The 19,597-nt window shown below is 58.4% G+C and carries 18 protein-coding genes; 16 read left to right on the top strand and 2 right to left on the bottom strand.

Features of this window, described 5'->3' with window-relative positions; translation table 11 throughout:
• Window positions 1-18 precede the first annotated feature (18 nt).
• From AAAX77_RS01230 to AAAX77_RS01205, 6 genes are all read left to right on the top strand, one after another.
• Entirely contained in the window at window positions 19-984 is a 966-nt protein-coding gene (locus AAAX77_RS01230) for a hypothetical protein (RefSeq protein WP_349104377.1), read from the top strand.
• Window positions 985-1,190: 206 nt separating this feature from the next.
• On the top strand, window positions 1,191-2,630 hold the full coding sequence (gene carA, locus AAAX77_RS01225) for a glutamine-hydrolyzing carbamoyl-phosphate synthase small subunit (protein ID WP_271748171.1): 1,440 nt from the start codon (window positions 1,191-1,193) through the stop codon (window positions 2,628-2,630).
• Window position 2,631: 1 nt separating this feature from the next.
• Window positions 2,632-5,946, top strand: coding sequence for a carbamoyl-phosphate synthase large subunit (carB, locus tag AAAX77_RS01220; protein WP_349104376.1), 3,315 nt, complete (start codon window positions 2,632-2,634; stop codon window positions 5,944-5,946).
• A 268-nt stretch (window positions 5,947-6,214) separates the two neighbouring features.
• Window positions 6,215-6,691: a PTS sugar transporter subunit IIB gene (locus tag AAAX77_RS01215; RefSeq protein WP_006235818.1), complete on the top strand. Its 477-nt coding sequence runs from the start codon at window positions 6,215-6,217 to the stop codon at window positions 6,689-6,691.
• 14 nt (window positions 6,692-6,705) lie between these two features.
• Entirely contained in the window at window positions 6,706-7,482 is a 777-nt protein-coding gene (locus AAAX77_RS01210) for a PTS sugar transporter subunit IIC (protein WP_349104375.1), read from the top strand.
• The gene (locus AAAX77_RS01205) at window positions 7,466-8,326 is read left to right on the top strand and encodes a PTS system mannose/fructose/sorbose family transporter subunit IID (RefSeq protein WP_006235816.1); all 861 of its coding nucleotides are present in this window, start codon (window positions 7,466-7,468) and stop codon (window positions 8,324-8,326) included. The genes AAAX77_RS01210 and AAAX77_RS01205 overlap by 17 nt, the downstream gene beginning before the upstream one ends.
• Here AAAX77_RS01205 and AAAX77_RS01200 read toward each other — a convergent pair.
• Entirely contained in the window at window positions 8,323-9,078 is a 756-nt protein-coding gene (locus AAAX77_RS01200) for a GntR family transcriptional regulator (RefSeq protein ID WP_055287610.1), read from the bottom strand. The two genes, AAAX77_RS01205 and AAAX77_RS01200, sit on opposite strands and share 4 nt — an antisense overlap.
• Window positions 9,079-9,202: 124 nt before the next feature.
• On the opposite strand from AAAX77_RS01200, the gene AAAX77_RS01195 reads away from it, so the two are divergent.
• From AAAX77_RS01195 to AAAX77_RS01170, 6 genes are all read left to right on the top strand, one after another.
• Window positions 9,203-10,270, top strand: a complete 1,068-nt coding sequence (locus AAAX77_RS01195) for an alpha/beta hydrolase (protein ID WP_055287608.1) — start codon at window positions 9,203-9,205, stop codon at window positions 10,268-10,270.
• A gap of 332 nt (window positions 10,271-10,602) precedes the next feature.
• Window positions 10,603-10,923, top strand: a complete 321-nt coding sequence (locus AAAX77_RS01190; protein ID WP_055287606.1) for a type II toxin-antitoxin system prevent-host-death family antitoxin — start codon at window positions 10,603-10,605, stop codon at window positions 10,921-10,923.
• On the top strand, window positions 10,920-11,270 hold the full coding sequence (locus AAAX77_RS01185) for a toxin RelE (RefSeq protein ID WP_006235811.1): 351 nt from the start codon (window positions 10,920-10,922) through the stop codon (window positions 11,268-11,270). The genes AAAX77_RS01190 and AAAX77_RS01185 overlap by 4 nt, the downstream gene beginning before the upstream one ends.
• A gap of 336 nt (window positions 11,271-11,606) precedes the next feature.
• Complete coding sequence (gene purE, locus AAAX77_RS01180) at window positions 11,607-12,071, top strand: 5-(carboxyamino)imidazole ribonucleotide mutase (protein WP_006235810.1); 465 nt, start codon at window positions 11,607-11,609, stop codon at window positions 12,069-12,071.
• Between the two features lie 35 nt (window positions 12,072-12,106).
• Complete coding sequence (locus AAAX77_RS01175; RefSeq protein ID WP_349104374.1) at window positions 12,107-13,105, top strand: sortase; 999 nt, start codon at window positions 12,107-12,109, stop codon at window positions 13,103-13,105.
• Window positions 13,106-13,171: 66 nt separating this feature from the next.
• A complete protein-coding gene (locus AAAX77_RS01170) occupies window positions 13,172-13,588 on the top strand; it encodes a molybdenum cofactor biosynthesis protein MoaE (RefSeq protein ID WP_055285387.1) in 417 nt (138 codons plus the stop codon).
• 90 nt (window positions 13,589-13,678) lie between these two features.
• On the opposite strand, the gene AAAX77_RS01165 is transcribed toward AAAX77_RS01170, so the two are convergent.
• Complete coding sequence (locus AAAX77_RS01165; protein WP_349104372.1) at window positions 13,679-14,908, bottom strand: putative ABC transporter permease; 1,230 nt, start codon at window positions 14,906-14,908, stop codon at window positions 13,679-13,681.
• Between the two features lie 294 nt (window positions 14,909-15,202).
• On the opposite strand from AAAX77_RS01165, the gene purF reads away from it, so the two are divergent.
• The 4 genes from purF (at window position 15,203) to AAAX77_RS01145 (ending at window position 19,444) form a co-directional block, all read left to right on the top strand.
• Entirely contained in the window at window positions 15,203-16,873 is a 1,671-nt protein-coding gene (gene purF / locus AAAX77_RS01160) for an amidophosphoribosyltransferase (protein ID WP_349104369.1), read from the top strand.
• A gap of 157 nt (window positions 16,874-17,030) precedes the next feature.
• Window positions 17,031-18,134, top strand: a complete 1,104-nt coding sequence (purM, locus tag AAAX77_RS01155) for a phosphoribosylformylglycinamidine cyclo-ligase (RefSeq protein ID WP_055251557.1) — start codon at window positions 17,031-17,033, stop codon at window positions 18,132-18,134.
• Window positions 18,124-18,825: a phosphoribosylglycinamide formyltransferase gene (purN, locus tag AAAX77_RS01150; RefSeq protein ID WP_349104366.1), complete on the top strand. Its 702-nt coding sequence runs from the start codon at window positions 18,124-18,126 to the stop codon at window positions 18,823-18,825. Before purM ends, purN begins: the two co-directional genes overlap by 11 nt.
• Window positions 18,826-18,979: 154 nt before the next feature.
• On the top strand, window positions 18,980-19,444 hold the full coding sequence (locus AAAX77_RS01145; protein WP_195193289.1) for a PTS sugar transporter subunit IIA: 465 nt from the start codon (window positions 18,980-18,982) through the stop codon (window positions 19,442-19,444).
• Window positions 19,445-19,597 lie beyond the last annotated feature (153 nt).

Below are 19,597 nucleotides of genomic sequence, written 5' to 3'. Positions count from 1 at the left end.
TGATATGACAGGAAGTTTATGGCTGACAAGAACCCTTTGACTCCGGAAGAAGTGACGGAGTTATTCTCCGAAATTGATGCATCCGGCGTCTTGGATCCCACGCTTGCCAAAAAGCGAACCGAGCGCATGCGTGAGAAGGAGGCTGCGGCCAAGCGCGGTGACAAAGCGGCGCTAGCGCAGCTGCGCAGCGAGGACCGCGCGAGCCAGGCAAAACATATCGACCCGCTGTCCGAGGACGATCCTTCGGGCTCGCAGGTGAGTCATACCATTACGAAGACCGCGATGGCCGTGGTCATCGGTATTTTGGTGCTGATCGTGGGCATGCAGGTCGGCTACGGCGTGATGCGTCGTCTGAACACCGCCAACCTGTCCGAGAGCGTTTCGGTCGATACCGTTTCGACGGCGCTGAAGGGCGGCCTTGAGTGGGGCAACGGCTTTACGCAGTTCCCGCTCGACTTTACCGTCGATGAAGCCGATGAGCGTACGGGCACGGTCGAGGTGACGGTGTTGGACACATCGTCTGCCAACGAGCTCGAGCTGCTGTCCAACGGGCAGATTCAGGCCGCGGCGCTTGCGACCAATGCGTTGCTCAACGATAAGATCGACCGCGTGGTGTATAACGTTCACGCCTATATCGACGAGGATAGCAACATTCAGCACGATTCCTTCTTTGGCATGTTCCCCGCGCGCGGCCACCAGAGCGCCATTTTGACGTTCGTGTGGACCAAGAGCTCATCCAACGCCACGAGTATCGACTGGAAGATGCGCATCGTGAGTATGGATGACACCATCGCCGAGCGCATTCAGAAGCAGGTGAACTCGGTGTCGTCGTTGATTGAGGACCCGGTGGTGAGCCAGACCAAGATTGACGAGGAAAAGGCCGAGCGCGATCTGGAGCATCGTCTGCATGGCCGCGAGATTTTCCGCGGCGGCAAGCCCGATCGCACACCGTCCGAACTGCTGGAGCAGGACAAGAAAAAATAAGACGCCATCATCCCGCGTGAGCCACAAGCCCCGCGGGATGATTTTTTTGGGACGGGGATTAAAAAACATTATGCATAGAAAGTCATAATTATCATTTCGTAAACATTTCGATGAAATTAACGCCATGAGGCATGCTTGCGGTTACAATACCGCGAGGCCTAACTACACACCTTTAAGCCGGTCCTGTGAGACCGGGAAGGAGAATTATGGCGAATAACCATACCGCGGGCGCTGCCGCCCGCACCTTCGCGCCCAGCGAGCTTTGCCAGCGTATGCTGGCCAAAACCAGCAAGGGCACCTGCGGTCCCTGCATCCTGTATCTTGAGGATGGGACCATTTTTTATGGACGTGCATGCGGCGCTGAGGGCACCGCGACCGGCGAAGTCTGCTTCAATACCTCGCTCGAGGGCTACTTTGAGGTCATGACCGACCCGAGTTATGCCGGCCAAATCGTAACCATGACCTATCCGCAGATCGGCAACTACGGTATCGACGAGACCGACGTCCAGTCGGCCTTCCCCGGCGACGCCGTGCGCCCTGCGAGCGCTCCGGCTATGCGCGGCATGATCGTTCGCGACATGTGCACCACGCCTTCTAACTGGCGCTCGGCCGTCAGCGTGCCGGAGTATCTGCGCGCCCACGGCATCGTCGCTATCGAGGGCGTCGACACCCGCGCTCTGGTACGCCACCTGCGCGACAATGGTTCCAAGATGGGCATTATCTCGACCGAGATCTTCGACGTCGACGAGCTTGCCGAGCGTCTGGCCGCAGCGCCCACGCTGGTAGGCGAGAACCTGGTCAAGACCGTAAGTTGCCCCGCGCCTCATGAGTTTGTGGCTGCCGACCTGCCTGCCACGCATGACTTTGCGCTTTCGGCTGCCGCTCCTGCCCGTCACAAAGTGGTCGCCTACGACTGCGGTGTGAAGCGCGGCATTCTGGAGGGGCTGGTCCGCGCCGGCTGCGACCTTACCGTCGTGCCGTGGGACACGCCTGCGAGTGAGGTGCTCGACATGAATCCCGACGGCGTCTTTTTGTCCAATGGCCCCGGCGACCCCGACGCCGTGGTGGAGACCTACGAGCAGGTGCAGCAGCTGATCGGCAAGGTGCCGGTCTTTGGTATTTGTCTTGGTCACCAGATGATCAGCCTGGCCTGCGGCGCCCAGATGGAAAAGCTTAAGTTCGGTCACCGCGGTGGCAACCAGCCGGTCATGAACCTGGTAAGCCGCCGTGTGGAGATCACCGCGCAAAACCATGGCTTTGGCCTGCTGTTCCCCAGCTTGGGCAAGCTTGTCCCCGAGCTTTCCGGCGGCGAGACCGAGCATGCGGCCGATGGAGATCTGCGCGTCTGGGTGCGCCGCGGAATCGCGCCGGTCGTGATGAACGAGCGCTTTGGTCGCATTCGCCTGACACATGTGAACCTCAACGACGGCACCGCCGAGGGCATCCAGCTGCTCGACGCACCGTGCTTCTCGGTCCAGTACCACCCCGAGGCCTCGCCTGGCCCCACCGATGCCCACTATCTCTTTACCGCCTTTACGCGACTCATGGACGGCGAGGAGAACTACCTGGACATCGATACCGCGAAGGACCGCCTTGCCGGCTGGAACTTTGCTGAGTCCGAGACCGCTGAGACCGAGGAGAACTAACATGCCTAAACGTACTGACATCAAGCGCATCCTCGTTATCGGTTCGGGCCCAATTGTTATTGGCCAGGCCTGCGAGTTCGACTACTCCGGCGCCCAGGCCTGCAAGGTGCTCAAGGAGGATGGCTTTGAGGTCATCCTGGTCAACTCCAACCCGGCGACCATCATGACCGACCCGGGCTTGGCCGACCGCACCTATGTCGAGCCCATCACCGCCGAGTTTATCGAGCGCGTAATCAAGAAAGAGCGCCCGGACGCGCTGCTGCCCACGCTGGGCGGCCAGACCGGTCTGAACGCCGCCGTCGAGCTGGCGAAAGACGGTACGCTCGACAAGTACGGCGTCGAGATGATCGGCTGCGACCTGGCCGCCATCGAGCGCGGCGAGGACCGCAAGCTCTTTAACGAGGCCATGGCCGAGATTGGCCTGGAGGTCGCGCGCTCGGGCTATGCCTACAGCGTGGCCGACGCCGAGGCTATCGCCGAGCGCGTGGGTTATCCCTGCGTACTGCGCCCGAGCTTTACCCTCGGCGGCGCCGGCGGCGGCATCGCTCACACCCACGAGGAGCTCGTCTCCATCGTGAGCCAGGGCTTGGAGCTCTCGCCTGCCCACGAGGTGCTGGTCGAGGAGTCCATCGAGGGCTGGAAAGAGTACGAGATGGAGGTCATGCGTGATCACGCCGGCAACGGCATCATCGTGTGCTCCATCGAGAACCTCGACCCCATGGGCGTGCATACCGGCGACTCCATCACCGTGGCGCCGGCGCAGACGCTCTCCGACCTTGAGTATCAGCGCATGCGCGTGGCCTCGCTCGCCATTCTGGAGAAGATCGGCGTCGAGACCGGCGGCTCCAACGTGCAGTTTGCCGTGAATCCCCAGACCGGCCGCCTGATCGTCATCGAGATGAACCCGCGCGTGAGCCGCTCGTCCGCCCTCGCTTCCAAGGCCACGGGTTTCCCCATCGCCAAGGCCGCCGCGCGCCTGGCCGTGGGCTACACGCTCGACGAGATTGTCAACGACATCACCAAGGCTACGCCCGCCTGCTTTGAGCCCACAATCGACTACTGTGTGGTCAAGGTGCCGCGCTTTGCCTTCGAGAAGTTCAAGGGTACCGACCCCACACTCACCACGCGCATGAAGGCCGTGGGCGAGATTATGGCGATCGGCCGCACCTTTGAGGAGGCCTTTGGCAAGGCTATGCGCTCGCTGGAGGATGGCCACCAGGGCATTTGCGCCGGTGGCAAGGAAGGTGCCGATAAGCTGAGCGACGACGAGCTTGCTCAGGCCGTGGCAACCCCGACCGAGCATCGCATCTTCTTTGTGGTCGAGGCCCTGCGCCGTGGCTGGGACATCGTTCGCATCCATGCCATCTGCGGTATCGATCCGTGGTACCTCAACCGTATCAACGATATGGTGCAGGTCCAGGAGAGCATCCGCGGCCTGCGTGTGGAGGATATCGACGCCGACGCGATGCGCCTGCTCAAGCAGTACGGTACGAGCGACGCCGAGATCGCCGCGCTGACCGGCTCGGACGAGCGCTTTGTGCGCGCCTATCGCAAGGGTCTGGGCGTGGTTCCCAGCATGAAGACGGTCGATACCTGCGCTGCGGAGTTCTCGAGTGCCACGGAGTACCATTACAAGACGTACGAGAACATCTACCGCACGAGCCCGGATGCCAAGAAGTGCGTGGCTCCCGACGAGACCACGCCGGCGGACAAGCCCAAGGCGATGATCCTGGGCGCCGGCCCCAACCGCATTGGCCAGGGTATCGAGTTCGATTACTGCTGCGTGCACGCGAGCTACGCGCTGGCGGCCCGCGGCTTTGAGACCATCATGGTCAACTGCAACCCCGAGACCGTTTCGACCGACTACGACACGTCCGACCGCCTTTACTTTGAGCCGCTCACCTACGAGGACGTCATGGACGTTATCGATGTTGAGCGCCCCGACGGCGTCGTGGTGACGCTTGGCGGCCAGACCCCGCTTAAGCTGGCGCGCATGCTCGAGGAGAGTGGCGTCAACATCATGGGCACCAAGCCCGATGCCATCGACTTTGCCGAGGACCGCGAGCGCTTTGCCGCCCTGCTCGACAAGCTGGGCATCATGTACCCGCCGGCGGGTCAGGCCACCTCGTTTGAGGAGGCCGAGGCCGTTGCCGCACACATTGGCTACCCGCTGCTGGTACGTCCGAGCTACGTGCTGGGCGGCCGCGGCATGATGATCGCCTACGATGCCGAGCACCTGCGCGATTACATGGCCGAGGCTGCGCGCATTAGCCCCGACTACCCGGTGTACCTGGACCGCTTCCTGGAGGGTGCGATCGAGTCCGATGTCGACGCCCTGTGCGATGGCGAAGAGGTCTATATCGGCGGTATCCTGGAGCATATCGAGGAGGCCGGTATCCACTCTGGCGACTCCGCGACCTGCATCCCGCCGTTCAGCTTTAGCGAGAGCCTGCAGGCAAAGCTTCGCGAGACCACGCGCCGCATCGCGATGGCGCTGGGCGTGCGCGGCCTGGTCAACGTGCAGTACGCCATCAAGGGCGAGACCGTCTACGTGATCGAGGCCAACCCGCGTGCCAGCCGCACCGTGCCGTTTATCTCCAAGGCCACCGGTGTGCCGCTCGCCAAGTGTGCCGCACGTATCATGGCGGGCGATTCCATCGCCAGCCTGGGCCTGCCGAGCGACGAGCGTCAGCTCGATTGGTTCTGCATGAAGGAAGCCGTTATGCCCTGGGGTCGTTTCCCCGGTGCCGACGTTATCTTGGGGCCCGAGATGAAGTCGACGGGCGAGGTCATGGGTATCGCCAAGAGCTATCCCGAGGCATACGCCAAGACGCAGCTGGCGATCGACTACAAGCTGCCTGACCCGAGCAGCGGCAAGGTGTTCATCAGCGTGTGCGACCGAGACAAGCGCCATATCCTTTCGGTCGCCCGTATCCTGCGCTACCTGGGCTTTGACATCTGCTCTACCGAGGGTACGGCACGCGTGCTGCGCGGCGGCAACGTGACGTGCGAGGTCGTGGAGAAGATTAGCGGCCCGCACGACGGCGAGCGTCCCAACATCGGCGACCTCATCGCCGACGGCAAGATCGCGGTAATCATCAACACGCCGTATGGTCCGGGTTCGCGTGGCGACGGCTATCTGTTGCGTACCGAGGCGGTGCGCCGCGGCGTGACCTGTGTGACCGCGATGTCTGCGGCCAACACATACGTGAGCGCCATCGAGGCGGTGCGCGAGGACCAGCAGGGTCACGGCAGTGCCAACGACATGGGCATGGACGTCATCGCCCTGCAGGACCTGCCGCAGTACACGGTGTAGTTGACCTGGCAGGCCGGGGCGGGAGGGGCCGAGATTTCCCCCTTTCGCTCCGGCTGCAAGCAGAGTCGCTCAGGAGGAAACTCGGCCCCTCCCGCCCCGACGCACTGTGTCTAGACGGATTGCACCTCCTGTTTTTAGAGATAAATACCATTTAGCGGTGATATTCAACCGTTCAAGATATTATGTAATGGCATATTACGTCATATGACGTAATATGCCATTAGCAGTCAAGGATGACTGTCTGTGTTCAAGTCGAGAAAGGGGCAAAATGATTAAACTGTGTCGCGTCGATAGCCGGTTAGTGCATGGGCAGACCGTGTTCTCTTGGTATCCAACGCTTGAAGCAAACGCTATTCTTGTGGTTTCAGATGAGTACGCCGCAAGCAAAGAGCGAATTCAAGCGCTGCGAATTGCAAAACCCGCTGATGCCAAATTGGTTGTCAAAAGTGTAGAAGATTCCATCGTGGCCCTTAACGGAAGCGCGGTGGATAAATACGAGCTAATTGTTGTTGCGGGAAATGTACATGACGCCTGTGAAGTTGCGCGTGCGTGTCCAAAAATAACGTCTGTGAATTTAGGCGGCGCTCGACCGTTGGGGGATAGCGTAAAGGAGCTTGGCCCTGCTGTGCGCCTTTCCCAATCCGATATTAATGAAATTAAGAAAGCCATGGCTGATGGAATCGAATTCGAGGTAAGGCAGGTTGCTAGCGAGAAAAAACGCATCGTAACAAGTTTTGATTTGTAGGAAGAGGGAGAAATATGCTGCTTCAAGCTTTTCTGGTTGGTCTTGCCGCTGCGATAGGTCGATCGGATTATTTACTCGGTACTGCGATGGTCGAGCGGCCGATTGTCCTCGGAGCGATTGTCGGTATTTTTTTGGGTGATATTCCGACTGGCGTTATTGTTGGTTTCCAGCTCGAACTCGCGTTCATGGGGGTCTGGCAGGTTGGTGCTGCCGTGCCGCCCAACGTAATTGTTGGTTCAGTTTTGGGAACAGCCTTTGCGATTACTATGGGTGCGGGTCCCGAGACCGCTCTGACTATTGCTATGCCCACTGCGGTGCTTGCCGGCATGTTTGACAGCCTTATGTATAGCGTTGTTACGCCTCCTATGGCTGTCTGGGCTGATCGTGGCGCCGAAAAAGACGACCCCAAAACGATTGCAGCCGCTATGTGGACCAATGGAATTCTCTACATCATTGCGCTTGGCTTGATTTGCGGCGTGGCTTTTTACGTTGGAAATGATGCTGTTCAGGCACTGATTGACGCCATTCCTGATTGGCTTACGAATGGGCTTACGATCGCAACGGGTATTCTGCCCGCGCTTGGATTTGCGCAGCTTATGTCAATCCTGTCCACCAAGGAGCTGAGCTTCCTATTCTTTGGAGGCTTCTTGCTGAGTGCCTATCTAAACATTCCGACGATCGGTATCGTGGCGTTTTCGCTGATCCTGATTGGGATTCTCAATATGGCTCACATTTTTATGCCTGCCAGTGCGGCGGTCGCTAAGGAGGTTGACGATGACAACGAATTCTAATGATGTTCTTGAGCTCTCGCCGGAGTCAAATAAATCGACCGATAAGAGAATAACCAAGAAAGACTTAAAGGCGTTATTTTGGCGTAGCTTTCCACTCAACATCATGTGGAGCTTTGACCGACAAATGAACGTTGGTTTCTGCTACGACATGATTCCGGTAATCAAGCGGTTATACGATAAGCCTGAAGACCGGATCGAGGCATATAAGCGTCATCTTGAGTTCTACAATATTCAAGTTACGTTTAATCCTCTGGTCGCCGGCATTGTGGCCTCCATGGAGGAGGAGAACGCCAACAATCAGGACTTTGACACCGCCTCAATTAACGCCATGAAAGCATCGCTTATGGCTCCGCTTTCCGGTATTGGAGATTCACTGATTGCCAGTACGCTTCGCATGATTGCGACGGGCGTTGTGACAGGACTTTGCCTTTCGGGCAGTCTGCTCGGCCCAATCCTGTTCCTGCTTCTTTATAATGTCCCAACGATCCTGATCCGCTGGTTTGGGCTTCAGTATGGTTATTCGCTTGGCAGTGGCATGATTTCGAAGCTGAACGATTCTGATGTAATGCACAAAGTTACGTCCGGCCTGGCGATTGTGGGACTAATGGTAGTTGGTGGAATGGTGGCGACCACCGTTGCAGTTACCACTCCGCTCGCTCTTAACTTCGGCGACACCGCGTTTAAGTTGCAGGAAACGCTCGATGGGATATTCCCGGCTCTTTTGCCGCTCTGCGCGTTCGGGATCATGTGTCTTTGCAATAAGAAACAGGTCAAAATTATTTGGCAGATTGTGGGCATTCTCGCTGCGGGTATTGTGCTCGGCGTCCTGGGGATTTTGGGCTAGAGAAGGCGTCCATCTTTTGAGATGCTGAACTCGAAGGACGATGCGTCTGCTCGCCAAACGGTTTTTGAATAGTGGAGCGGCATTTCATCGCAGGCATATGTGACGTGCTCGACAACGCTCACGGGGGCTCCAACGATATAACCGAGAAGGTTTGCTTCTTGGAGCCCCGCTATTCCTGCGGTGATTTTGAGCTTCTCAATACCGGTTGCGATGCTGTAATGGTTGGCGATCAGGTCGAAAAGACTGGCATTGTCTGTGAGAAGCTCCAGTAGTCCGGGCAGAGTGCCCTGCGTTGCATAAACGGTGTCGATGGCGCAGGGGGCATTTTCGATATAAACCAAGCGCGCAACTCGTTGCACTACGGTTCCGTTGTCAATTTTGAGCTCCCGTGCAATGTGGGCATCAGCCTTGATCAAGCCTGTTTCCAAGATGGACTTGGTTGTTTTATCGCCGTATTGGGGGTCGGAGCTCAAATTGAAAATGGTGCTTGTTCCTCGTTTCAGGGTGAGCTTCGATGGGTTTACGAATGTTCCCTTGCCTCGCAGGCGGTAGAGCAAGTTTTGGTCAATGAGATTCTGTACGGCGCGTCTTACGGTGATCCTGCTTACTTTGTATTGCTTGCAAAGCTCGGTTTCGGTGGGAATCTGACTGCCGCCGGGGAGTTCGCCAGAAACTATTTTCTTGAGGATATCGTTTTCAACGGTCTGATAGAGAAGCTCTGGCTGAGTGAGCTCGTCTTTTGCTGCAGGCATGGTGGACCCCTTGGTCTTCAGTTTCTTTAGTACATAGATATACGACAACTGAGGACATCATAAGCCGTTATCTCAAAAGTTATGGAAATATCGATTTGGCGTTATCGCCGAGAGGGGATTTAAGATGGGCAGACAATACGACGAGGCGTTGATTGGCGCCATCTCCGGTCGCTCGTTTATAACCGAGAAGAGGGGGCTCGAGGTTCAAATTCGTCCGGTTCCTGATGATGAAAGAGAGCATGTGCTTGACCCACGAATTCTCGAGGTATCTCGCAAGAAGATGCGGAATGTTAGCATGTCTCCGAGCTGGACGAGCCTTATTGGAATGCGCCATCGCCCGGATAAGCCGACATACCGCCTACTCGATGGTGAGGTTCAGCGCGATGAGATCCTCATGGAGGCGGCCGATCGCTATATAGATTTATTCGTCTGGACGCCACCAAATCATAAGAAGGCAAGTCCAGCGCTTGTTTACCTGCATGGCGGCGCGTTTATGGCGGGGAATGTTCTGCAATTTGAACATCAGCTCGAGTTCATCGCCGAAAAGTCTGGTGCAGTGGTGGTTTATCCAGAATACCGCTTGGCGCCGGAGACGGCATTTCCCGGGCAGATCGAGGATTGCGTTCTTGCTCTTGATTATGTGTGCGAGCATGCCGGGGATCTCGGAATCAATCCTCATAAAATAATGGTCGCCGGCGACTCCGCAGGAGGAAGCCTTACTAATGCGTGTGTTCAGCTCAGGGGTGCTGGAGCTGTAGCCCATGCCTTCGAAATCTATCCTGAAGTCGACCTTGCGGGCGAACAGGGCGAGGGATATGAGGATTTTCCTGCGATAGCCGATCAAGAGGACGTTGCGCGTTTTCGCATCGACCATCTTCGCGATTCGGACGGCCCGATGGTCGAACTTTGTGCACACGGAAAAATGTCTCCTCATGACCCGTTGATTTCTGCGCTAATGCTTGAGGACTGCACTGATTTCCCCCCGGTGACTATCGTGACATCCGAATACGATCCGCTTCGTATCCCCGATGAAAAATGGGCTACAAAATTACGGTCTTCAGGAATCGATGTCGAGGTCATCGAATATGCCGGATGTGACCATGGTTTCTTCGATCATTTTGGCGTGTACCCGCAATCGGAAGACGTGTGTTTGTTGATGGCTGAGAAGCTTAAAGAAATGGCTGCACAATAACGTCTCTCGGCGATAAGGGACTGAAGTCGCCTGTGTTTCTGCATTCGTGGTTCTCAGTCTGATTAAAAATGAGGCTTGCTCCTTGCCCGAGTGGGTGGGGAGCAGTTTGTTTTTTGTAGCGATGCGAGGCGAGTGCCGCGCACTTTAGATCGCCATTTTGCTTCGCTGTATACCACTTGACGTAATAAAAGAGGCAAGGGCGGTGCGAGGGCCAACAGTCATTCTAAGCTCGGATTCGTATTCTAAAAAGGTTGTTTCGGTTGCGCGGTACAATATAGCAAAAAAGAATGATAAAATGAATTCGAAAAAGAATTCATTTTTAGGAGGTATGTATGCCTGCTTTGCAGATGCTCGACAACCTTGTTCCAATTAGCGATTTCAGCCACGGTAAGGGCTCGGCTGCATTTTCGAAGGTTGGGGACGACAATCCTGTTGTGGTTCTCAAACACAACAAGCCAGCGTTTGTGATTGTTACACCCGATGAATATAGGGAAGCGAAGCAAGCGGAGGAGGACCTCACCTTGTTAACGTTGGCGCTTAAGAGAATGGCTGTGGCAAGTGACGATGCGCTTGTTTCCCTGTCTGATGTTATGGAAGAGCTGGGTGTGAGCCAGGACGAACTCGATCAGATGGATGAGGTCGAGTTTGAATGAGTGGGTACGAAGTCGCTTTCTACCCGGATGCTCTCAAGGATATTAAGCGTCTGGACGGCTCCCAACGAAAGATCGTCCTTAAGGCTATAGAAAAAATCAGAACGAACCCATTGCCGCAGAACGAAGGTGGATTCGGCAAGCCTCTTGGAAACAAGGCAGGTACGGATTTGACTGGCTTTATGAAGATCAAGCTCAGGGGAAGTGGCATTCGAATCGTGTACCGCCTCATCAGAATTAAAGAAAAGATGGCCATCGTAGTGGTAGGCGCTCGCGAAGACATGGAAGTCTACCGAACTGCTCAGAGACGAGAACTCGATTTCGAGAAATGGGCGGAAGAGAATATCTAGCTTTAACGATGAACGACGAGTGAGCGTTGGTGGGGCCCTGACGAATTAGATTCGTCAGGGTTTTTCGCTGAACCAATTGCCTTCAGCCTCCGTTGACCTTTCCTTCCAATTCATCAGCCAACGTACGTCATGGCAATCCCCGGTAGGTCGCAGGGCGCTTCGCGGGCGGGCCAGGCTTTATCTGAACGACTTTGCGAAGCAACCGGAGTGAAGATAAAGCCTGGCCCGCCCGCGAAGCGCCACAAAGACCGCAGGGACGGGAGCAGCTATACTACTCTCAGTAGTTAAGGGTCGCGGATCCGCCGCGTCGCCGCTCTCAACAGGAGGTCTTTGTTTATGGCAGATCAAAAGCCGGTTGTCGGGATTATCATGGGTTCCAAGTCCGATCTGGGCGTTATGGAAGGCTGCACCGCCGAGCTCGAGGCGCTGGGTGTGCCCTATGAGCTTGTCATTGCGAGCGCACACCGCACGCCGGCGAAGGTCCACGAGTGGGCTTCGACTGCTGCCGATCGCGGTATCAAGGTGATTATCGCCGCCGCTGGCAAGGCCGCTCACCTGGGTGGTGTCGTGGCTGCCTTTACGCCGCTGCCGGTTATCGGCGTGCCTATGAAGACGAGTGACCTGGGCGGTATGGATTCGCTGCTGTCGATGGTGCAGATGCCTTCGGGCGTGCCCGTGGCCTGCGTTGCCATCAACGGCGCCAAGAACGCCGCCATCTACGCCACGCAGATTCTAGGCGCTTGCGACCCCGAGTACCGCAAGGTTATCGAGAAGATGAAGCAGGAGATGGCCGACGCCTAGGCGTTCCGCCGTTTCGCCGCAGTATAAGGAGAGCCATGTCCGACTATCAGGGAAAACGATTCAAGGCTTCTCAGATCCCCGATCCGTCCAAGCCGAGTGCTGCCCATGGGGCACAGCAGGGTCGGACATCCTCTCCTCAGCAGCCGCGCGCGCCGCGCCCCGTGACGCCGGCGACGCATCGTCGACAGGACGCGCCAGCCGCATATCGACCTTCATCTTATAGCAACGCTAAGAAGCCGCCCCGGTCTTCATCGCATGCCGCGCCGTCGGATTACACCGAGCCGCCGCGCAAAAAGCGCCGCTCCATTATTCCCATTCTGCTCATCATCATCGGCATCGGCCTGATTGTTGCCGCCGCTGCCATCTTTATCAATGCTCAGATTGGCTATAAGCAGGCAAGCGATTCGTACCAGAAAATCGAGAAGCAATATGTAAGCGATAAGGACGCCAGCGGCGTGCCGATTATCGACTTCGATGCACTTGCCCAGACAAATCCCGAGGTTGTGGGTTGGATTTACGCGCCGGGAACCAACATCAACTATCCCGTGGTGCAGACCAATAACAACTCCAAATACCTCAACACGCTGTTTGACGGTACGTCCAATGCATCGGGTGCGATCTTCTTGGACAGCGACGACACCGCGCCGGGAATGGTTGACCAGCAGACCACGATCTACGGCCACCACATGAATGACGGGTCGATGTTCAACGTGATTTCGGACACCACTGATCAGGCAACGTTCGATAGCATCGAGTTCGTGTATTACATCACACGGGATGCTACGTATAAACTGCGACCACTGGCGACCAAAGTTGTCGAGGACACGTATGCCAAGGCGCGCACGACCAATTTTGAGGGCGACGACGGGCTCAAGAACTACCTGTCCGAGATGCTCGACGGGGCTTCTGCCGTGGCGAGTGATGCCACCGATCGTGCTGCTTCGGCAACCAAGGTCGTAACGCTTGTGACCTGTCGTTCGTTATCGCTGAGCAACACGCGTGCCGTCATGGTGCTCACGCCGGTCGAGGAATAAGTTGTTCGAGAGTAGCTAAAAAGCCCCGTTCCAAATTGGCTACTCGACGACGGTAAGGGAGAAATGATGCTCGAGAATGGCAAAACGATGCCTTCGGTTGATGCTTGGCTGCGCGAGGCCAAGGCCGATTCGTCGGCACCTGCGTGCGGTATGTATCTGACACATAACGGTGTGGTGCGTGCGACGCCCAAGGCCGAGGCGCGCGGTGTCGAGACCGATGGCGTGGCGCCGGGCCACAAGGTGGGCGGCATGGTGTTCGGCTTCGATGCTCAGAAGGTGCAGGCTGCTATCGAGGCCACGAGCGCGATGCCGGGTATCGGCTATGTGCGCGTGTGGCTGGCAAGCGGCGAACTCGCCGTGGGTGACGACATCATGCTCGTGCTCATCGGCGGGGACATTCGCCCGCACGTGGTCGATGCGCTGCAGGCGCTCGTTGGCACCATCAAGAACGAATGTGTGAGTGAGGTCGAGCGCGAGGCGTAGAGGCTTGCGTCGATAGAAGACTCGTTTATAAAAATGCCCGCCGGTACGTGTGATACCGGCGGGCATTTTGCGTTTTGGACGCGGTTGGCGCTACACGCGCGTCGCATCCTTGGGGCTCATGGTCATGCTCTGGAAGCGATTCTCCATAAAGTCATTATCGAAGTACTTGCCGTAGAACTGCGCAACGGGAATATCCGGTTCCGTGCCGTTGACGCGCTGATACCAATAATCGAGCGACTGCAGCGTCATAACGCCATCGACCAGCATAATGATGGTGAAGATGACAGTAGCCGAGTAGCGACTCTTCCACGGAATCATGTTGATGAGCTTGAGCAGCCTCGGCAGCAGCAGCTTGATCCAGATGAGTCCGCCCAGGCCCCACAGGCAGGCAAAGCCCGTGCAGGTACGTCCGCCGGTAAGGACGGCGAGCGGATCGGGCATGCCAAAGAGCTTCATATGCGAGTAGCTCCACGAGACTACGCCAAACGAGGTCTGCATAAACCAGCCCACGAACACTTCAAAGCTTGCGCCGAGCACAGCGCTTACCAGGAAAATGATGATGGGGTTCTTTTTGTAGAAGCGGTTGAGCACCATGGTCATGAGCACGGCGCCAAATCCGTAGATGGGGCTGAAGGGGCCAAACAGCATGCCGGCGCGGTTCTGGTAGACGCCCGGGTCGTCGACCGTCATGTGCCAGATGTCCTCGGCGATCAGGCCGAGTATGCAGCAGACAAAGAATACCCAGAACAGGTTGAAGTAGTTGAGCTTGATGTAGCCTTCGCCGGTCTCATCGCGGCCGAGCATACCCTCGTCGGCGGCGTCGCGATCGAGCATCTCCTGCAGTCGGCGCTGCAGCTCGCGCTCCTGACGAAGCGTGGGGTCGACGGTGGCCGAAAGCGCGACGAGGATGCCGAGTTGGATGGCGGGGCGCAGCAAGAACGGCCCGATACCCTGGAGCATCACGTCGACCAAAAGCTCGACGACGGTAAATGCGATAAGGATGTAGGACAGGCGGGCGGCGTTGCGGCGCTGGTTCTTGATGAGGTCCAGGCCAAAGATGATCAGGATGACGGCACTGGCAGCCGAGAGCATGATGCCGGCGACGATAAGGCCGACTGCGACGAGCGTGTTGTCGCCAAGTTTGTCGACGGCGTTGCCGTTGATGAGCGCGGTAATGACCTGCCACATAAAGGCGCCGACCGACGGGAGCGTGCCCACGCCGGAAAGGATGCACAGGACGGCGTACACCTTAATGATGAGGGGGATCTTCTTGACCTCCGTGGCGCTGGGGACGCTGGGGTCGAGTTCGTTTCGATCCATACATAACCTTTCTCGTTTTGCTGTAGGTACAAGGATACGCCGCCGACCTGCTAAAAGACAGGACAAACGACCCAATTGCAGCAATGTAAGCCCTAACGGCGGGCGAGACGCGTCGCGACGGAAGCATGCGGGATCGTCGGTCCCGAGGCGCCTGCCCAATAAAATGTTTGGCTGCAAAACGGATTATAAGCTCGGTGGGCTTTTAAAAAGCGCTGTTCATGCGCGGGAGTGCTTGTCTTGCCGTGCGTATAATAGGGCAGGTAACGCCAAATAACGAGGCTCTGAGGGGATGCCATGTCTCAAGAAACCATCCGCGCGGCCGAGCGTGCCGCGGGACAGGTGAAGACCATGTCGACGTATGATCCGGACTCCGACCAGCTGCATGAGGAATGCGGCATTTTTGGTGTGTGGGCACCCGATCGCGATGTGGCTCGACTGACGTACTTTGGTCTGCGCGCGCTACAGCATCGCGGCCAGGAATCGGCGGGAATCGCCGTGGGTGATGGCGGCACGGTTATGGTCCGCAAGGACCTGGGACTGCTCGACCGCGTGTTCTCCAACGCCGACCTGTCGACACTCTCCGGCCAGCTGGCCGTGGGCCACGTGCGCTATGGCACCGCCGGCGCCAAGAGCTGGGAAGCCTCGCAGCCGCACCTTTCCACCATCAACAGCGTCATTATCGCGCTTGCTCACAACGGCACTCTGGTCAACACCGACGAGCTGCGCCGCCAGCTGATCGAGCTGGGCGTGCCGTTCCTCTCCAATTCGGATTCCGAGGTCGCGACCAAGCTTATCGGCTACTTTACCCAGCGTACGGGCCACCTGCGCGAGGGCATTCGCAAGACCATGGAGCTTGTGCGCGGCGGCTACGCCATGACGCTCATCAACGAGCAGGCGCTCTACGCATTCCGCGATCCGCACGGCATTCGCCCGCTCGTGCTGGGCAAGCTGGTGGACGAGGGCCTGGACCAGGCCGATGCCGCATCCGTTTCGCAGCTGCCGTCGCAGGACGGTGCCGCGACGGTCGACTCCGCCGTCCATGTCACGCGCGCCGACGGCTGGGTCGTCGCCTCCGAGACGTGCGCGCTCGATATCGTGGGCGCCGAGTACGTCCGTGACGTCCGTCCCGGCGAGATCTTGCGCATCAGCGCCGAGGGTCTGGTGTCCGAGCAGGGCGTGCCTGCCGCCGAAGAGCCCGCAAACTGCATCTTTGAGCAGGTCTACTTTGCCCGCCCCGACTCCATCATGAACGGCAAGAGCGTCTATGCCTGCCGTTATGACATGGGTCGTCAGCTGGCACACGAGGAGCCCGTCGAGGCTGACCTGGTCATCGGCGTGCCCGACTCCGGCCTGCCGCCCGCGGAGGGGTATTCGCACGAGAGCGGTATTCCCTTTGGCGAGGGCCTTATCAAGAACCGCTACGTGGGCCGTACGTTTATTGAGCCTACGCAGGAGTTGCGCGCCATGGGCGTGCGTATGAAACTCAACCCGCTGCGCGACAACATCGAGGGCAAGCGCCTGGTCGTCATCGACGACTCCATCGTGCGCGGCACCACCATGGTGCAGCTCGTCAAGATGCTACGCAACGCTGGCGCCAAGGAGATTCATATCCGCATCAACTCACCCGAGGTCATCTGGCCGTGCTTCTACGGTATCGATACCGACGTGCAGTCGCAGCTTATCAGCGCCAACAAGACGGTCGACGAGATTTGCGAGTATATCGGCGCCGATTCGCTGGCCTTCCTTTCGGTCGAGGGCCTGCTTAAGGTCATGCCCAAGGGCGGTTACTGCGATGCGTGCTTTACCGGCCGCTACCCCGTGGCGATTCCCGAGAGTTTTGGCCGCGACAAGTTCATGGAGGGCTTTAAGCCCCGCAACCTGGACAAGCCGTTGCACTTTGATGACGACGCCGTGGTCGAGAAATACGACGACCGCAGCTGGGAAGAGAAGCACGGTGAGGCCTAAAACCTGCCATGTGGGGATAGGTTTATTTTGGTAGGTTTTACCTGCTGTTTTGTTGATTGAGCGGCGCGCGTTGTTATGGCGCGCGCCGAAATGAACGCAACTATGAGCACCGTTTGGCGCCCGCGCGGCGCCACGGTAGTGGGAGAGGAAGGCTCAGATGAGCGACAGCAAGCATGTGACGTATGAGGATGCCGGCGTCGATACCGCCGAGGGCGGCCGTGCCGTCGACGCGATTAAGCAGATGGTTAAGGACACCAATCGCCCCGAGGTTATCGGCGGCATCGGCGGCTTCGGTGGTCTGTTCTCGGCCGCCGCGCTTAAGGATATGGAAGACCCGATTCTGATTAGCGGTACCGACGGCGTGGGCACCAAGCTCGTGCTCGCCCAGATTATGGACCGTCACGAGACGGTGGGCCAGGACCTGGTTGCTATGTGCGTCAACGACATTTTGGCTTCGGGCGCCGAGCCGCTGTTCTTCCTGGACTACGTTGCCATCGGTCACATCGAGGCCGAGCACATGGCAAAGATCATCAAGGGTGTGGCCGACGGCTGCAAGCTCGCGGGCTGCGCGCTCGTGGGCGGCGAGATGGCCGAGCACCCGGGCGTTATGGCTCCTGCCGACTACGACCTTGCCGGATTTACCGTGGGCGTCGTCGACCGTCCCAAGATGCTCGACCCCGCGAACGTCCGCCCCGGCGACGTGATCCTGGGCCTGCCTTCCACTGGCGTGCACTCCAACGGCTACTCGCTCGTGCGCAAGGTCATTGGCGTCGACGGCATTAAGCCGGGCACGCCCGAGGCCGCCGCTAAGGCCGAGGAGCTGAGCCGTCCGCTCGAGGAACTCGGCGGCGCATCGCTGGCAGACGCCCTGCTGGCTCCCACGCGCATCTACGTCAAGCCGATTCTGGAGCTGCTGCGCGGCGGCGCCAACGTGCACGCTATCGCCCACATCACTGGCGGCGGTATTACCGAGAACCTCAACCGCGCGCTTGCCGACGACGTCGACGCCGTGGTCACCCGCAACGGCGCCGAGATGGGTTGGGACGTTCCGCCCGTCATCACCTACGTGTCGCGCCAGGCCGAGCTCGCGCCCAACGAGGCATGCAAGACCTTCAACATGGGCGTTGGCCTGTGCCTGATCGTCGCCCCCGAGGACGAGGCTGCCGTGACCGAGGCCCTGGTCGCGCTGGGCGAGAAGCCGTTCCGCGTGGGCGAGTGCGTCGAGGGCTCCGGTAAGGTCGTGTACTCCGATGAGCGCTAACGAGCAGATGACTGCTGCCGAGGGCCTGGATTTTGTGCCCTATACCCGTCCGACCGGTACCGATACGGCCGAGCCGCTCAAGATCGGTGTGCTCATCAGCGGTTCGGGTACCAACCTGCAGGCGCTGATCGATCTGATCGCTGCCGGCAAACTCAACGCTTCGATTGAGCTTGTGGTGTCGAGCCGTCCTTCGGCTAAGGGTTTGCAGCGCGCTGAGCGCGCGGACATCCAGACGCTCACGCTGTCTAAGGATGTCTACGCCGACCCCATCGCCGCCGACGAGATCATCGCGCACGAACTGCTCGAACGCGGCTGCGAGTATGTGGTCATGGCCGGCTACATGCGCATGGTGCACACGCCGCTGCTGGCGGCGTTTCCCAACCGCGTGGTCAACTTGCATCCGGCGCTGCTGCCGAGCTTTACCGGTGCGCATGCGATTGACGATGCCTTTGCGCGCGGCGTCAAGGTAACTGGCGTGACCGTGCATTTTGCCAACGAGATCTACGACAACGGTCCCATCATCGCCCAGCGTGCGCTGGCTGTTGAGGAGGGCTGGGATGTCGACACGCTCGAGGAGCACATCCACGCGATTGAGCACGTGCTGTATCCCGAGGTCGTGCAAATGCTCGCCGACGGCCGCGTCCACGTGCTGGAGAGCGGCAAGGTCGCAATTGACGCGCCTCGCGGCTAGCGGCGCACAGTACAATTTAGCCGAGTAGTCAGGGTGGTCATTGGCGCCAAGGCGCACGTGGCCACCCTTTGTTTTGGGTAGTCACCTGCGACGTTCTTTAACGACTAGTCATTTAAGAACGTCCCCGATGGCTAGGTGAGAGAGAGGTGAGCGCATGGCGGATAACGAAGCGCTGTTTACGCCTGAGCTGGTGTTTTTTGATTGGGAGTGTGCGACGCCGGATGAGGTGTTCGCGCGGCTTGAGGGCGAGCTTGCACCACGTGGCTACATTGCATCCGGTTGGCTCGACGCCGTCCGCACGCGTGAAGATGCCTATCCCACGGGCCTTGCCATGCCGGCGGCCAACATCGCTATCCCGCACACCGACCCGGGGTTTGTGGCCAAGCCCTATATCGCGGTGGTGAAGCCCGCCGCGCCCGTGACATTTAACGCTATGGCTGGCATGGGCGCTCCGGTGCCGGCGCAGATCGTCATTAATCTGGGCATTGCCGAGCCGGGCGGCCAAGTCGAGGCCCTGCAAGCGCTCATGAACATCTTTATGGGTGCCGATGCCGCAGCCGACGTGCTCGGCCAGACCACGCCCCAGGGTATGGTCGACGCCATCCGCCGCCACTTCTAAGGTGGGGCTGAGTCGGCACTTGGGGGACGTTCCTTTTCTGTCGGCACTTGGGGGACTGTCCCTAACTGCCGGCACATAAAGAACGTCCCCAACTGCCAAGTGCCGCATCTGCCCCCTTTGCACCAAAATGGTGCAGATTAACCTGCCCCCAAT

Origin of the sequence: Collinsella sp. CLA-ER-H6, from assembly GCF_040092305.1 — a bacterium.
Lineage (GTDB): Bacteria > Actinomycetota > Coriobacteriia > Coriobacteriales > Coriobacteriaceae > Collinsella.
Note: the sequence above shows the minus strand (reverse complement) of the source record. Positions and strands in the feature narration are given on the sequence as shown.

Bases quoted from the DNA above. Each gene is read 5' to 3' on its own strand.
- AAAX77_RS01190 (WP_055287606.1), top strand. From the start codon at position 10,603: ATGCCTGCTTTGCAGATGCTCGACAACCTTGTTCCAATTAGCGATTTC.
- AAAX77_RS01145 (WP_195193289.1), top strand. From the start codon at position 18,980: ATGGCGGATAACGAAGCGCTGTTTACGCCTGAGCTGGTGTTTTTTGAT.
- AAAX77_RS01170 (WP_055285387.1), top strand. From the start codon at position 13,172: ATGCTCGAGAATGGCAAAACGATGCCTTCGGTTGATGCTTGGCTGCGC.
- AAAX77_RS01185 (WP_006235811.1), top strand. From the start codon at position 10,920: ATGAGTGGGTACGAAGTCGCTTTCTACCCGGATGCTCTCAAGGATATT.
- purN (WP_349104366.1), top strand. From the start codon at position 18,124: ATGAGCGCTAACGAGCAGATGACTGCTGCCGAGGGCCTGGATTTTGTG.
- AAAX77_RS01230 (WP_349104377.1), top strand. From the start codon at position 19: ATGGCTGACAAGAACCCTTTGACTCCGGAAGAAGTGACGGAGTTATTC.
- AAAX77_RS01200 (WP_055287610.1), bottom strand. From the start codon at position 9,078: ATGCCTGCAGCAAAAGACGAGCTCACTCAGCCAGAGCTTCTCTATCAG.
- purM (WP_055251557.1), top strand. From the start codon at position 17,031: ATGAGCGACAGCAAGCATGTGACGTATGAGGATGCCGGCGTCGATACC.
- AAAX77_RS01215 (WP_006235818.1), top strand. From the start codon at position 6,215: ATGATTAAACTGTGTCGCGTCGATAGCCGGTTAGTGCATGGGCAGACC.
- AAAX77_RS01175 (WP_349104374.1), top strand. From the start codon at position 12,107: ATGTCCGACTATCAGGGAAAACGATTCAAGGCTTCTCAGATCCCCGAT.
- AAAX77_RS01195 (WP_055287608.1), top strand. From the start codon at position 9,203: ATGGGCAGACAATACGACGAGGCGTTGATTGGCGCCATCTCCGGTCGC.
- carA (WP_271748171.1), top strand. From the start codon at position 1,191: ATGGCGAATAACCATACCGCGGGCGCTGCCGCCCGCACCTTCGCGCCC.
- carB (WP_349104376.1), top strand. From the start codon at position 2,632: ATGCCTAAACGTACTGACATCAAGCGCATCCTCGTTATCGGTTCGGGC.
- purF (WP_349104369.1), top strand. From the start codon at position 15,203: ATGTCTCAAGAAACCATCCGCGCGGCCGAGCGTGCCGCGGGACAGGTG.
- AAAX77_RS01165 (WP_349104372.1), bottom strand. From the start codon at position 14,908: ATGGATCGAAACGAACTCGACCCCAGCGTCCCCAGCGCCACGGAGGTC.
- AAAX77_RS01210 (WP_349104375.1), top strand. From the start codon at position 6,706: ATGCTGCTTCAAGCTTTTCTGGTTGGTCTTGCCGCTGCGATAGGTCGA.
- AAAX77_RS01205 (WP_006235816.1), top strand. From the start codon at position 7,466: ATGACAACGAATTCTAATGATGTTCTTGAGCTCTCGCCGGAGTCAAAT.
- purE (WP_006235810.1), top strand. From the start codon at position 11,607: ATGGCAGATCAAAAGCCGGTTGTCGGGATTATCATGGGTTCCAAGTCC.